The organism is Streptomyces sp. NPDC054863, assembly GCF_053610825.1.
This window is the reverse complement of sequence record NZ_JBSGZD010000219.1, coordinates 1-13,552: the sequence shown is the minus strand read 5'-3', so window position 1 is coordinate 13,552 and position 13,552 is coordinate 1. Positions and strand designations below refer to the sequence as shown.

Here is a 13,552-nt window from a genome sequence, read left to right as displayed (position 1 = left end):
CCGCTGGACCGCCCGGCATCCCCCGGAACTCTTCTGCCACCTGGTGTACGGCGTCCCGCGCGCGATGTCGGCCGTCGCCGTGCGGACCGCCCGCAGCCGGGGCGCGGCGGTGTGCTGCGCGGTCGGCGGCGAGCTCCCCAACCCCTGGTCGGCCCTGCCGCCCGAACTCCAGGAGTCCACCCCATGACCACCGCCCCGCGCCCGCTGCTGCTGACGGCGGTGGCAGTACTGGCAGCCCTGGCAGTACTGCTGCCGGTCGCAGGCTGTTCGTCGCCTGACCCCGCCCCACGCGCCGCACCGGCCTCCGGGCGGGAGCCGGGGCGGGAGTCCGGCCCGGCCACGCCCGCACCCCACCGCTCGCCGACGGCCGCCCCGCCCCGCACGTCCCGGCCGGCCACGCCCCCGCCGCCCGCCTCGGCCCCGCCCCCGAAGCCGGCCTCCACCCGTCCGCCGCAGCCGACGGGTCGCATCTGGCAGCCGCGCCCCGGGACCGCCTGGCAGTGGCAGCTCGACGGCCGGGTCGATCCCCGTACCGACGTGCCGGTGTACGACATCGACGGTTTCGAGAACACCTCGGCGGACGTCGCCCGGCTGCACAAGGACGGCCGCAAGGTGATCTGCTACATCAACGCGGGCGCCTGGGAGAACTTCCGCCCGGACCGCGGCGACTTCCCCGCATCCCTCCTGGGCGAACCGAACGGCTGGGAAGGCGAGCGCTGGCTGGACATCCGCAGGCTCGACGTCCTGCGCCCGCTGATGGAACGGCGCTTCGACATGTGCAGCCGCAAGGGTTTCGACGCGGTGGAGCCGGACCTGATGGACGCCTACCTCAACGAAACCGGCTTCCCGCTCACGGCCGCCCACCAGCTCGCGTACAACAAGATGCTCTCCACGCTCGCCCACGCACGGGGTCTGGCGGTGGGCCTCAAGAACGACCTGCCCCAAATCCCGCAACTGGTAAGGCACTTCGACTTCGCGGTCAACGAGCAGTGCGCGGAGTTCGACGAGTGCGCGGCGCTGCGGCCGTTCGTCGCCGCGGGCAAGGCGGTCTTCCACGTGGAGTACGACCTGTCCAACGGAGAGTTCTGCGCACAGGCCCGGCGCCTGGGCCTCTCCTCCATGCGCAAGAACCTGGAGCTGGACCCGTGGCGCAGACCGTGCTGAAACCGTGGTGACGAGCAGGCCGTGCTGAAGGAGGCGAGCGGTCAGCCCGTCTCCCCGCCCGCATCCCCGCCCCGCAGCGATCCCCGTACGAACGCGGCCTGACCCGCGTGCTGGAGGTCGTCGGCGAGGACGCTGATCAGGCGTACGCCCAGGGTCACGGGCGGGTCCCACGCCTTGTCGACCACCCGGTCGAGGTCCTCCTCGCCGGTCGTCGCCAGATAGGTGAGGGTCCGCCCGTGCACGGCGTCGTAGTAGCCCAGCAGCTCGGCGGCGGACGCCACCCGCACGGAAGCCATCTGCTCGGCCGTGTGGCCGTACCCGGTGTCGGCGGTGTCCAGGGGCAGGCCGAACCGGTCGGCCCAGCCGTCCTCGGTCCAGGCCTGCTCCCGGCCGGCGAGCTCGCTGACGTGGTCGTCCTGCACCCGGGTGAGGTGCCAGACCAGCCATCCGACGGTGTTGGCGCCCTGCGGCACCTGCCGCGACAGCTCCTGGGCCGACAGTCCGTCGACGGCCTCGTGGACCACTTCCTTGATCCGTCCGAATCCCTCGACGAGTACGTCACTGGTCCGCATGGGTCGCCTCCGGCTGTGTGTGCGGTCGCCTCCCCCTCGCCTGCTCCCCCCTCATCCCCATCATCCCCGTCATCGGCCGAACCGGCCATCAGGTCAGGTCGAAGGCCCCGTCCCTGGCGTTGACCACGAAGGCGCGCCACTCCGCCGGGTTGAAGATCAGGGACGGGCTGCCGGGCGTGGCCCCGTTGCGCATGGCGATGAATCCCTCCACGAAGGCGATCTGCACGTCGCCCGCCCCCTTGCTGCCGGACTGCCAGTCGGCCCCGCTCAGATCGAGCTCCGGCTTGGCCCTGCCCACCAGCCCGTACCGCGTGCTTGTCGCCACGTCGTGCTCCTCCCGGTTTCGGCGTCGTCCGCCAGCCACAGTAGCGATCGCGACGGGTCACCAACAGGCCGCGGAGGGAGCCGTCCGGTCGGCGCTTCCGCTCCCACCGCCGACATCGCAAACCGGTACCGGCTGGAGCGACTGCCTCGCCGACAGGCCTTACCCCGCTGCCTGTTGGGCGTCCTCCCGCCGGGCCGGAGACACCCACCACCACGGCCGTCATCCAGCGGCCGGGCTCCGTGCTGCACACCAGGTTTTACCCAACGGTCGACCACGTGCTTTCCCTGGTCGGGTAGCTTCCAGGGCATCCATTGATCTTTGTGTGCGGGCCCGTTCAGGCATGACCGACCGGGTCCGTGAGGAGGGGTGTGTCATGAGTGCGGTCGATCTTGCGGAGATGGCGGCCGGTCTGCCTGCGGCATGGAGTTCTCGCGGGCTGGGCATGGTGGGGGCGGCCTGCGTGAAGGTACTGCGCATGGACGAGCTGCCGGTCGAGGAGGAGAGCCACGGGGCCGCCGAGGCTCTCCTGGTCCTGGACGGACGGCTGGAGCTGGAGGTGGTCGGCAGGCCGGTGTCGGTGCGGGCGGGCGAGCTGTTCATGGTGGCGGCGGGAACCCCGCACGCGGTCCGCCCCGGAAGCCGGGGCACCTTGGTGATCGTGGAACTGCCGGAGGAGTAACGGCTCTTCAGGCGGGCTCGGCCGGGTGCCAGGACCGCACACCTCACGGACCGGCCACACGCACGGTCACCGCGCCGGCGGCCGCGCCCCCACCACCCACATCGCGAAGAACTGTGATCCGCCGCCGTAGGCGTGGCCGAGGGCCGTGCGGGCCCCGTCCACCTGGTGTTCCCCGGCCTGTCCTCGCACCTGGAGGGCGGCTTCGGCGAAGCGGATCATGCCCGAGGCGCCGATCGGGTTGGTGGACAGGACGCCGCCGGAGGGGTTGACGGGGAGGTCGCCTCCGAGTTCGGTGGCGCCGGACCCGGTGAGTTTCCAGCCTTCGCCCTCGGCCGCGAAGCCCAGGTTCTCCAGCCACATGGGTTCGTACCAGGAGAAGGGGACGTACATCTCGGCCACGTCGATCTCGCGGCGCGGGTCGGTGATTCCCGCCTGGTGGTAGACGTCGGCTGCGCAGTCCTTGCCTGCCTGCGGGGAGACGAAGTCCTTGCCCGCGAAGAGGGTGGGCTCGCTGCGCATGGCGCCGCCGTGCACCCAGGCGGGCGGGTGGGGTGCACGGGAGGCGCCTGCCCGGTCGGTGAGGATCATCGCGCAGGCGCCGTCGGACGACGGGCAGGTCTCGGAGTAGCGGATCGGATCCCAGAGCATGGGGGCCGCCTGGACCTTCTCCAGGGTGAGGGTGGGGTCCTGGAGGTGGGCGTACGGGTTCTTGAGGGCGTTGCGGCGGTCCTTGTACGCGACGAGGGAGCCGATGGTGTCGGGGGCGCCGGTGCGGCGCATGTACGCGCGGATGTGCGGGGCGAAGAAGCCGCCCGCCCCGGCGAGCAGGGGCTGCTGGAAGGGCACGGGGAGCGAGAGGCCCCACATCGCGTTGGACTCGGACTGCTTCTCGAAGGCGAGGGTGAGGACGGTGGTGTGGACGCGGGCCGCGATCAGGTTGGCCGCGACGAGGGCGGTGGAGCCGCCGACGGAGCCCGCGGTGTGGACGCGGAGCATGGGTTTGCCGACGGCGCCCAGCGCGTCCGCGAGGTAGAGCTCCGGCATCATGACGCCCTCGAAGAAGTCGGGGGCCTTGCCGATGACGACGGCGTCGATGTCCTGCCAGGTCAACTGGGCGTCCGTGAGGGCACGCCCGGCTGCCTCGCGGACGAGTCCGGCGATCGACACGTCGTGGCGGGCCGAGACGTGCTTGGTCTGGCCGATGCCGACGACCGCCACGGGCTCCTTGCCGTGCACAGGGCTGCTACTCACTCTGCTCTCCCTCCAGGACTGCTACGAGGTTCTGCTGGAGGCACGGGCCCGATGTGGCGTGTGCCAGTGCCCGGTCGGACTCGCCCCGGTGGATGCGGGCCGCCGCCTCGCCGATCCTGATCAGCCCGGCGGCCATCACCGGGTTGGCGGCGAGTGCGCCGCCCGACGGATTGACCACGACGTCGTCGCCGAGCCGCAGCGCCTTGCGCAGCACGACCTCCTGGGAGGTGAAGGGCGCGTGCAACTCGGCGGTGTCTACAGGGAGTTCGTAGGCTCCGGCGCGTTCCGCGGCCAGTCGGGCGGACGGGGCGTCGGTGAGGTCGCGCACGCCCAGGGAGTGTGCCTCGATGCGGTGGTCCATGCCCCGGATCCAGGCGGGCCGCGCGCACAGTTCGCGGGCCCGGTCCCCGGCGGCGAGGATCACCGCGGCGGCGCCGTCACCGATCGGCGGGCAGTCGCCGGTGCGCAGCGGCTGCACCAGGTAGTCGCCCGGGGGGATGTCACCGTGCAGTTGTGCGTGGGGGTTCGAGGTGGCGGCGGTGCGGCTGCGGGCCGCCACTGCGGCGAGTGCGCTCTCGTCCGTCCCGCCCGCGTCGATGAGCGCCTGCGCCTGGAGCGCGGCCAGGGAGACCGAGTCGGGCCAGAGCGGGGCGACGTAGTACGGGTCGAGCTGGCGGGTCATGACGTCACGTATCTCGCCGGGCGAGGACTTTCCGTACGCGTAGACGAGCGCGGTGTCCGCCTCCCCGGTGAGGATCTTCACCCAGGCCTCGTACAGCGCCCAGGCTCCGTCCATCTCGACGTGCGACTCGGAGATCGGCGGCCAGGCACCGACGCCGTCCAGGGCCATGGTGAAGGAGAAGGCGCGGCCCGCGAGGTAGTCGCTGGAGCCGGAGCAGGTGAAGCCGATGTCGCTGGTCCGCAGGCCCGTCTCGGCGAGCACCTGGTGCAGCACCGGCATCAGCATCTCGACCTCGGACACCTCGTCGGTGCGGCGCCTGTGGTCGGTCTGCGCGAAGGCGACGACGGCGACGTCCCGGACGGGCCGACGTGCGGATGTGGGCGCGGGAATGGGCGCGGGAGTGGGCGCGGGAGCGGGCGCCATGTCAGATCAGCTCCTTGTACGCGTCGTAGTCGGCGTCCGGTTCGCCGGTGGGCCGGTAGTGGTCGGGGTAGCGGGCGTCCTCGCTCCACACGGGTTCGACCCGCAGGCCCATCCGGACCTGGTCGTACGGGATGCCGGCGATGCGGCCGTGCAGGGCGAGGTCGGCGCCGTCGAGCGCGATGTGGGCGTAGACGTAGGGGACCTCGATGTCGAGGTTCTTCGCCTTGATGTTGACGATGCAGAAGGTGGTGACGGTCCCGCGCGGCCCGACCTCGACCTGTTCGGCGGTGGCGACCCCGCAGGTGGGGCAGGCGCCGCGGGGCGGCACGTACACCTTGCGGCAGGACGGACAGCGCTCGCCGACGGTGCGGTGGCCGGCGAGTGCGGTGAGGTAGTCGGTGGGGGCGCGGCCTGGTGTGTAGGTGTAGTCGAGGCGGGCGGGGGCGGTGAGGCTGGTCACCATGTCGTCGAACCGGCCTGTGTGCGCGGTGACTTCGTGTTCCTGGCTGCTGTCGTACGGCTCGAAGCAGGCGATGTCGGTGATCGCCCCGGTACGTTCCCCGGCCCAGCGGACCCGGACGCGCATGCCCGTACGGACGTGGTCGGGGCCGGGGGCGTCGAGGGCGTGCAGGAGGGCGGTGTCGGCGCCGTCGAGCCGGACGAGGACCCAGGCGAAGGGGGCGTCCAGGGGCTGGAAGCGGCGGGGGGAAGGGTTCCAGGCCCAGGTGGTCACCGTGCCGGTGGGGGCGACTTCGACGAGGTCCCGGATCTCTTCGGCGGTGACGGGGTCGTACTCGGTGGGCGGCACGAGGACCTTGCGGTCGGCGGTACGGACACCGAGGAGGGTCCGGTGGCGTAGACCGGTGAGGAAGGCGGACTGGACGGGACCGAGGGAACGGGTGAAGGGGAACTCGACGGTGAGGGGGGCGCGGAGGGTTTCGGGGGCGGGGGGTGAGGGGGGCATGGGCGGTCTCCTTCGCGGAGCGGCGGGCGTGGGTGGGGCCGGGGCGGGGGCAACTTCAGCCCGTCCGGCGTTTGAGGACGCGCGGCGGAGCCGGGCAGGGCAGAGCCGGGCACAGGGCAGAGCCGGGCACAGGGCAGAGCCGGGCACAGGGCAGAGCCCCGGACATCGGCCCCCGTCGGCGCCGGCCGCGAACCGGCCTATGTGCGGCGGTAGACCGGTGGACGTTTTTCGGCGAATGCCCGCGCCCCCTCCCTCGCGTCCTCCGTGTCGAAGATCGGCCAGCCGCGCTTCAGTTCCGCCGCCAACCCGTCCTCCTCCGGCATCCCCCACGTCTCGTAGACGGACGCCTTCACCGCCTCCACCGCCAACGGCCCGCAGGCATTGACCTGTTCGGCGATGGACAGGGCCTTCTCCAGCGCCTCCCCGTCCGGCACGACGTGTCCGACCAGTCCGATCCGCGCCGCTTCCTCGGCCCCGTACGCCCGCCCCGTCAGCAGCATCTCCAGTGCGTGCGTGCGAGCGATCTGGCGCGGCAGCCGCACCGTCGAGCCGCCGATCGGGAAGAGCCCGCGGCGGACCTCGAAGAGACCGAAGGTCGCCGAGGCTCCTGCCACCCGGATGTCGGTCCCCTGGAGGATCTCCGTACCGCCCGCCACGCACGGGCCCTCGACCGCCGCGATCACCGGCTTGCGCGGCCGGTGATGGCGCAGCATCGCCTTCCAGTGCAGGTCGGGGTCGGCCTTCATGCGGTCCCGGTGGACGTCCCCCGTACCGCCCATCCCCCGTGTGCCGGCCAAGGCCTTGAGGTCCATTCCGGCGCAGAAGGCCCCGCCCGCCCCGGTCAGCACGATCGAGCGCACCGAATCGTCCTCGTCGGCCGCGAGCCAGCCGTCGTAGAGCCCGACCAGCATCGGCAGCGACAGGGCGTTCCTCGCCTCGGGCCTGTTCAGGGTGAGCACCAGCGTGGCGCCCTCGCGCCGCACGGCGAGATGCTCCGTACCCGGTTCCGTACCACCGTCCATGGCGTCCATGACCGTCCTCCCGTCGTCAGACCTGGAACAGGTTGCAGGAGAGCCCTCACCACTTCAAGAGTTTTCTGACAGTCAGTCAGATTTCTTCGGTGCACGCCCTTCCCACTTGACGCCACCTTTGCTGTGATGACCGACACATCAACTGGGGCTCCCGCACCCGAGGTTCAGGAGGAACGGTGGAGTACAACCTTGCCGACCTGTTCGAGTCGGTCGTCGACGTGGTCCCGGACCGCGAGGCGCTTGTGTACATCGACCATCCCGGCACGGGCGCCGAGCGCCGCCTCACCTACGCCGGGCTCGACGCGGCTGCCAACCGCATCGCCCACCACCTGATCGACTCGGGCCTCAAGCCCGGCGAGCACCTGGGCCTGCACCTCTACAACGGCATCGAGTACCTCCAGACGGTCCTGGCCTGCCTGAAGGCACGCCTCGTCCCCGTCAATGTGAACTACCGCTACGTGGAAGAGGAGTTGGTCTACCTCTACCGTGACGCGGACCTCGCCGCACTCGTCTTCGACGCCGAGTTCACCGAGCGGGTGGCGGGCGCACTGCCGCGCGCCGAGAAGCTGCGGCATCTGGTGCGGGTGGGGACGCCGCCCGGCCGGGCACCCGCTCTCGACTGCGTGGAGTTCGCGGACGCCGAGGCCGCCGCCCCGGCCGTACGGGGCTTCGCCGACCGGTCGGCCGACGACCTGTTCATCATCTACACCGGCGGCACGACCGGCATGCCCAAAGGGGTGATGTGGCGTCAGGAGGACCTGTTCTTCGCCGGGTTGTTCGGCGGCGACCCGGCGGGCGAACCGATCGGACGGCCCGAGGAGCTGGCCGAACGGGTCGCTGCGGGCGGCGGCGGCCTCACCTTCTTCCCGACTCCCCCGCTGATGCACGGCACTTCGACGCTGACCTCGTTCATCGCGTTCAACTACGGCCAGCGGGTGGTGATCCACCGCAAGTACGTACCGGAGGAGGTACTGAGGACGATCGCCAAGGAGAAGGTGTCCAGTGTGTCCCTGGTCGGCGACGCGATGCTCAGGCCGCTGGTCGACGCGCTGAACGGGCCGCTGAAGGGCACCGATCTCTCCTCCCTGTTCAGCGTCTCCTCGTCGGGCGCGATCATGTCGGACACGGTGCGCGCCCAGTTCCAGGAGCTGGTGCCGAACGTGCTGCTGCTGAACAACTTCGGATCCTCCGAGTCCGGTTCCAACGGCAAGGCCACCGACGATTCGGGCCCCGAGAAGGGGTTCCGCCTTGAGGTCAACGAGCGCACCCGGGTGGTCGACCCGGCGACGTACGTCCCGGTGGCGGTCGGCGAGATCGGCCGGCTCGCCCAGTGCGGCCACGTACCGCTCGGCTACTACAACGATCCGAAGAAGTCGGCCGAGACCTTCTTCCAGCGCGACGGCCAGCGCTGGGTGCTGCTCGGTGACATGGCGACCGTCGACGAGCAGGGCATCGTCACCGTCCTCGGCCGCGGTTCGCAGTGCATCAACACCGGGGGCGAGAAGGTCTACCCCGAAGAGGTCGAGCAGGCGCTTAAGTCCCACCCGCAGGTGTACGACGCACTGGTCGCCGGGGTGCCGGACGCCAAGTGGGGCAACCGGGTGGCGGCGGTGGTCCAGATGCGCGAGGGCGCCGCCGCGCCCGATCTGGCCGCCCTTCAGGAACACTGCAGGACCCGCCTCGCGGGCTACAAGATCCCCCGGAAGCTGGTCGTCACGGACCGGATACGGCGCTCTCCGAGCGGCAAGGCGGACTACCGGTGGGCGAAGGCGACGGCCGCGCAGGAGGAGTGACGTGAGGGGTGCGCATCAGGAGGAGTGACGTGAGGGCTGCGCATGGGGAGTGAGGGTGCCCTTCAGTGCCCCTTCGGTCCCCTCAGCAACGCGCGCATCGCACGCCCGAAGACCAGCCGTCCCGCCGCGGCCAGCGCCCGGTCGCACACCCGGGGCAGCCCGCGCAGCCGCAGGTCCTCCGTCCACACCACACGCGCCCCGCCCCCGCCGCCCGGCTCCTCCCGCACGTCGATCTCGGCCCAGCCCGTCACCACCCGGCCGTGCTTCTCCAGCCTGCAGTGGTACGGCGGCTGCCAGGCGGTCACCTCCATCGGGTCGTCGAAGCCGAGCCGCCCCAGCCCGGTGCGGGCCACGAACCGGGTGCCCTGCCGGGTCGGCGGCGCGGTGGTAACGGTGATGCGGGTGAAGGGGACCTGAGCGGCATGCTGCTCCCAGGCAGTGAGCCTGCGCCAGGCTTCGGCGGGTGCGAGCGGCGTACGGTCTGCGATACGGAAGAGGGCCACGGGGCGACTGTACGAAACGGCCTGCCGCAACCCGCACCGCACGCGGTGCCGCGCCGCAGAAATGCCGCCCCTCATGGAGCGCCGCCCCGCCTGGAGTGCCGCCCCGCATGAAGTCCCGCGCCGCATGAAATGCCGCCCCGCCTGGAGTGCCGCGTCGCATGAAGTCCCGCGGCGCATGAGGTCCCGCCCCGCCTGGATTCCCGCCCCGCACGATGTGCCGCCCCGCCACATGCGTTGCAGGATGGAACGCATGCTCCTTGACGCCCTCGCCCGCGTGTCGCGCGACGTCGCCGCGACCTCCGCGCGCTCGAAGAAGACGGCCCTGCTCGCGGAGCTGTTCCGGGCCGCCGCCCCCGAGGACGTGCCGATCGTCGTCCCGTACCTCTCAGGACGCCTCCCGCAGGGCCGGATCGGCATCGGCTGGAGCCTGCTCCGCGATCCCGTGCCGCCCGCGGCGGAGCCGACGCTCACCGTGGCCGGGGTCGATGCCGCGCTCACCGCGTTCACAGCGGTCGCCGGGCGTGGCGCGCAGGCCGAACGCGCCGGGCTCGTACGGGAACTGATGGCCGCCGCCACCGAGGAGGAGCAGCGCTTCCTGGTGGGCCTGCTCACCGGCGAGGTCCGCCAGGGGGCGCTGGACGCCCTGGCCACGGAAGCGCTCGCCGTGGCAGCGGGCGCCGCACCCGCGGACGTGCGGCGGGCGGTGATGCTCGGGGGTTCGCTGACGGCGGTGGGCCGGGCGCTGCTGGCCGAGGGTCCCGGGGCGCTCGCGCGGTTCACGCTGCGGGTGGGGCGGGCGGTGCCGCCGATGCTCGCGAGCCCGGGGAAGTCCCTCGACGAGGCCCTGGCCAAGCTGGGGCCGTGCGCGGTGGAGGAGAAACTGGACGGCATCCGGGTGCAGGTGCACCGGGACGGGAACGAGGTGCGGGTGTTCACCAGGACGCTGGAGGACATCACCGACCGGATTCCCGAACTCGTCGAGATCGCAAGGGAGTTGAAGGGCGACCGGTTCGTCCTGGACGGCGAGGTGATCGCCTTCGGGGCGGACGGCCGACCGCTGCCGTTCCAGGACGTGGCGGGCCGGGTGGGCTCCCGGCTGGACATCGCGGCGGCCAGGGAGACGCTGCCGCTGTCCCCGGTGTTCTTCGACGTACTGGCCGCCGACGGCGAGTCCACCCTCGATCTTCCCTACCGGGAGCGGCGGCTGCGGCTGGAGCGGCTGGTGCCGGGCCCCCAGTGCGTACGCCGGGCCGCACAGGGCACGGAGGGTGCGCAGGACGCGGAGGACGCGCGGGTCTTCCTCGCGCAGACCCTGGAACGGGGACACGAGGGCGTCGTGCTCAAGGCTCTGGACGCCCCGTACCAGACGGGCAGGCGCGGCGCCTCCTGGCTGAAGGTGAAGCCGGTGCACACCCTGGACCTGGTGGTGCTCGCCGCCGAGTGGGGGCACGGACGGCGCACCGGCAAGCTGTCGAACCTGCATCTGGGGGCGCTCCGCCCCGACGGCTCGTTCGCGATGCTCGGCAAGACCTTCAAGGGGCTCACCGACGCGATGCTGGAGTGGCAGACCGAGCGGCTGGGGGCGCTGAAGGTGTCCGAGGAGGGGTACGTGGTGCACGTGCGGCCCGAGCTGGTGGTGGAGATCGCCTTCGACGGGCTCCAGCGGTCCACCCGCTACCCGGAGGGCGTGACCCTGCGGTTCGCGCGGGTGGTGCGCCACCGGGAGGACAAGCGTGCGTCGGACGCCAACACGGTTGCCGACGTACTCGCGTCCGGGCCGCTGCGGGCGGACGATTGACCGTATGCACACGCACCAGCGTCTCTCCCTCGCGGCCGGTGTCGCCGCCGCACTCCTGCTCGCCGCCTCCACCACCGCTGCCGCCGCCCGTGACCTGCCCGCATCCGGCGGCGCTCCGCTGCCGCGCTGCGCGGAACGGAACCTGTCCGTCAAGGTGACCGCGGCACCGACCCCGGACGTCCTCAAGCTCCGCTTCACCAACAAGGCCCGCCACGCCTGCACCGTGGACCGCATTCCCACGGTCACCTTCGGCGACCTGGACGGCGCGGCCCGCCCGGAGCCCGCGGTGGGGAGCGCTCCCTACCGGGTGGCGGCGGGCGCCACCGCGTACGCCACGGTGCGTACGGTCCTGGCGCCGCCCACCCCCGGCGACGTACGGACCGTGCGGGACATCGTGGTGGCGGCGCACCCCGCGCACCACGGGCTGCACATCGGCGCCGCCGGGCTGGGGCTGCCGAAGGGTGTCAGGGTGTACGACCCGGTGACCTCCCTCTGGCAGCCCAAGGCCCCCTGACCGGCCGGACCGGCCACTCCCTTCGGTCTACTTCTTGGCGGCCAACTTCCCTTCCTGTACGTGGAGTTGGAGATCGGCGACATCGAGCAACGGGGTGGCGACCCCCAGGGCGCGGGCCCGGCCGGTCAGGTCACCGAAGAGGTGGGCGGCCTCCGAGGGGAGTCCCGCCAGCACGTCCCGGTAGAGGGAGGTGGTGAGCGGCGACCCCGCCGCGGTGACGGTCTCCGTGGCGAAGGCGTGCAGGTCGTCCGGCAGCGGGTGACCGGCCGCCGCCGCCACTGCTGCGGCCTCGGCCAGTACGGCGGGGCCCAGTCCGGCGCCGCCGGGGGCGGCGACGACCTCGCCGACGGTGCCGCGCCCGAGGAGGTTCACCGCGCTCAGCGTCACGATGAACGCCCACTTGGCCCACATCGCGCCGAGGATGTCCGGCGACACGTCCGCGTCGATGCCCGGCACGCCGTCGAGGAGGGCGCCGATCCCGTCGGCGCGGGGCGAGACGCCGCCGCCGGTCTCGCCGAGGGTCAGAGCGGCGAGCGGGGCCAGCCGGACGACGTCGCCCTGGTCGTTGAGGGCCGTGACGACCTTGGCGACGCCGCCCCACACCCTGTCCGCACCGAAGCGCCCGGCGAGGACGTCGAGGTGGGCGAGGCCGTTGAGGACGGGAACGATCACGGTGTCCGGGCCGACGGCGGGAGCGAAGTCGTCGACGGCCCGCGCGAGGGCGGTCGCCTTCACGGTGAGCAGGATCAGGTCGTACGGGGCCGGGGCGGGCGCACCGGCGGAGGCCAGTTCGGCGGCGGTGACCAGTTGCGGGGCCAGCTCCAGGTCCTCACCGAGGCCGGTGAGGCGCAGCCCCCGGCGGCGCAGGGTGTCGGCCCGCTGCGGGCGGACCAGAAAGGTGACGTCCTGGCCCGCCAGGGCGAGGCGCGCACCGAAGTAGCCGCCGGTCGCTCCGGCGCCGACTACCAGGATTCTCATGACGGACGGACCTTTCGGCATACGGATCGGCGGGTGGATACCCGTGCGGATCGACGTGTGAATCGATGTGTGAATCGATGTGTGAATCGATGTGTGAATTGACGCGCGGAGCGAGGTGCGGAGTGAGGTGCGGTCAGCGCCCTGCGTCGCGCGCCACCTTCGCCGCCCACAGCACGAGCGGGACCTGGAGCGGGATGCGCGCGTAGGCCCCGGCCCGCAGGGCGGTCGACCTGTGCCGCCAGTCGTACGCCATCTTGAGGTGCGCGGGGAGGATGCCGGCGAAGAACCCGGCCGCCGCCAGCCCGCCCGCCTTCCTGGTCTGCGGTACGGCGATGGCTGCGGCGAGCAGCAGTTCGGCGACGCCACTCGCGTGCGTCCAGGTGCGCTGCTTGCCCGGCAGGAACTCCGGAACCAGGTCGTCGAACAGCTTCGGCGCCACGACGTGGGCGGCGCCGGCCCCTGCGAGCAGGCCGACGAGAAGGCGGGCGGGGCGGTCGTTCGCGGTCAACTCGGACCTCCGGTGGAATGGACTGGACCGTCAATGGACTGAACTGTCTTTGGGCTGAACCGTCTTCGGGCTGAACCGTCTTCGGGCTGAACGGTCTTCGGGCTGAACGGTCAGTAGATACCGAAGCCCTTGAGTTCCGCCAGGAATCCCTCGGGGTCGCTTCGGTGGATCAGGTGCCCCACGGGAATCGTCACCGCACGGCCGCCGGGGATCAGTTCCGCCAGCCGCCGGACGTTCGCCTCGGGCAGGAAGCTCGCGGGCCCGCCCGAGAGCACCAGCGTCGGCGCGGTGATCGCGCCGAGCTGCGAGGCCCACAGCGGATCGGGGTGGTTGGCGTCGTCGTCGGTCGCCGGGACCACCTCCCAGT

15 protein-coding genes and 1 pseudogene are annotated in these 13,552 nt (G+C 72.0%); 6 read left to right on the top strand and 10 right to left on the bottom strand.

Annotation, left to right across the window (positions count from 1 at the left end):
* Together ACWGIG_RS28800 and ACWGIG_RS28795 are read left to right on the top strand one after the other, a co-directional pair.
* Positions 1 to 187 (top strand): annotated as a pseudogene (locus ACWGIG_RS28800) (spherulation-specific family 4 protein); the annotation flags it as partial.
* Positions 184 to 1,164: an endo alpha-1,4 polygalactosaminidase gene (locus ACWGIG_RS28795; protein WP_453324608.1), complete on the top strand. Its 981-nt coding sequence runs from the start codon at positions 184 to 186 to the stop codon at positions 1,162 to 1,164. The pseudogene ACWGIG_RS28800 and the gene ACWGIG_RS28795, both read left to right, overlap by 4 nt.
* 41 nt (positions 1,165 to 1,205) lie before the next feature.
* Here the strand turns inward: ACWGIG_RS28795 and ACWGIG_RS28790 are convergent, their stop codons facing one another.
* On the bottom strand, positions 1,206 to 1,736 hold the full coding sequence (locus tag ACWGIG_RS28790) for a mycothiol transferase (RefSeq protein WP_453324607.1): 531 nt from the start codon (positions 1,734 to 1,736) through the stop codon (positions 1,206 to 1,208).
* A gap of 88 nt (positions 1,737 to 1,824) precedes the next feature.
* Positions 1,825 to 2,061: a DUF397 domain-containing protein gene (locus ACWGIG_RS28785; RefSeq protein ID WP_453324606.1), complete on the bottom strand. Its 237-nt coding sequence runs from the start codon at positions 2,059 to 2,061 to the stop codon at positions 1,825 to 1,827.
* Positions 2,062 to 2,434: 373 nt separating this feature from the next.
* On the opposite strand from ACWGIG_RS28785, the gene ACWGIG_RS28780 reads away from it, so the two are divergent.
* A complete protein-coding gene (locus ACWGIG_RS28780) occupies positions 2,435 to 2,740 on the top strand; it encodes a cupin domain-containing protein (RefSeq protein ID WP_453324605.1) in 306 nt (101 codons plus the stop codon).
* 66 nt (positions 2,741 to 2,806) lie between these two features.
* Here the strand turns inward: ACWGIG_RS28780 and ACWGIG_RS28775 are convergent, their stop codons facing one another.
* From ACWGIG_RS28775 to ACWGIG_RS28760, 4 genes are all read right to left on the bottom strand, one after another.
* The gene (locus ACWGIG_RS28775; RefSeq protein ID WP_453324604.1) at positions 2,807 to 3,991 is read right to left on the bottom strand and encodes a thiolase domain-containing protein; all 1,185 of its coding nucleotides are present in this window, start codon (positions 3,989 to 3,991) and stop codon (positions 2,807 to 2,809) included.
* Positions 3,984 to 5,096, bottom strand: coding sequence for a thiolase domain-containing protein (locus ACWGIG_RS28770; RefSeq protein WP_453324603.1), 1,113 nt, complete (start codon positions 5,094 to 5,096; stop codon positions 3,984 to 3,986). Before ACWGIG_RS28770 ends, ACWGIG_RS28775 begins: the two co-directional genes overlap by 8 nt.
* A gap of 1 nt (position 5,097) precedes the next feature.
* Positions 5,098 to 6,060 carry a Zn-ribbon domain-containing OB-fold protein gene (locus ACWGIG_RS28765; protein WP_453324602.1) on the bottom strand — a complete coding sequence of 321 codons (963 nt, stop codon included), beginning with the start codon at positions 6,058 to 6,060 and terminating at the stop codon, positions 5,098 to 5,100.
* A 197-nt stretch (positions 6,061 to 6,257) separates the two neighbouring features.
* Positions 6,258 to 7,082, bottom strand: coding sequence for a crotonase/enoyl-CoA hydratase family protein (locus tag ACWGIG_RS28760; RefSeq protein ID WP_453324609.1), 825 nt, complete (start codon positions 7,080 to 7,082; stop codon positions 6,258 to 6,260).
* A gap of 185 nt (positions 7,083 to 7,267) precedes the next feature.
* Here ACWGIG_RS28760 and ACWGIG_RS28755 point away from each other — a divergent pair, with 185 nt between their 5' ends.
* Positions 7,268 to 8,884, top strand: coding sequence for an acyl-CoA synthetase (locus ACWGIG_RS28755; protein ID WP_453324601.1), 1,617 nt, complete (start codon positions 7,268 to 7,270; stop codon positions 8,882 to 8,884).
* Between the two features lie 62 nt (positions 8,885 to 8,946).
* Here the strand turns inward: ACWGIG_RS28755 and ACWGIG_RS28750 are convergent, their stop codons facing one another.
* On the bottom strand, positions 8,947 to 9,387 hold the full coding sequence (locus ACWGIG_RS28750) for an SRPBCC family protein (protein WP_453324600.1): 441 nt from the start codon (positions 9,385 to 9,387) through the stop codon (positions 8,947 to 8,949).
* Between the two features lie 250 nt (positions 9,388 to 9,637).
* Between ACWGIG_RS28750 and ACWGIG_RS28745 the strand changes: the two genes are divergently transcribed.
* Positions 9,638 to 11,185, top strand: a complete 1,548-nt coding sequence (locus ACWGIG_RS28745; RefSeq protein WP_453324599.1) for an ATP-dependent DNA ligase — start codon at positions 9,638 to 9,640, stop codon at positions 11,183 to 11,185.
* A gap of 4 nt (positions 11,186 to 11,189) precedes the next feature.
* Positions 11,190 to 11,699: a DUF4232 domain-containing protein gene (locus ACWGIG_RS28740; RefSeq protein ID WP_453324598.1), complete on the top strand. Its 510-nt coding sequence runs from the start codon at positions 11,190 to 11,192 to the stop codon at positions 11,697 to 11,699.
* A 27-nt stretch (positions 11,700 to 11,726) separates the two neighbouring features.
* On the opposite strand, the gene ACWGIG_RS28735 is transcribed toward ACWGIG_RS28740, so the two are convergent.
* The 3 genes from ACWGIG_RS28735 to ACWGIG_RS28725 form a co-directional block, all read right to left on the bottom strand.
* Positions 11,727 to 12,677 carry a 2-dehydropantoate 2-reductase gene (locus ACWGIG_RS28735; RefSeq protein ID WP_453324597.1) on the bottom strand — a complete coding sequence of 317 codons (951 nt, stop codon included), beginning with the start codon at positions 12,675 to 12,677 and terminating at the stop codon, positions 11,727 to 11,729.
* 133 nt (positions 12,678 to 12,810) lie between these two features.
* Positions 12,811 to 13,185, bottom strand: a complete 375-nt coding sequence (locus ACWGIG_RS28730; protein WP_453324596.1) for a DoxX family protein — start codon at positions 13,183 to 13,185, stop codon at positions 12,811 to 12,813.
* A 110-nt stretch (positions 13,186 to 13,295) separates the two neighbouring features.
* Positions 13,296 to 13,552: alpha/beta fold hydrolase (locus tag ACWGIG_RS28725; protein WP_453324595.1), on the bottom strand; the 257-nt coding region annotated here is incomplete at its 5' end.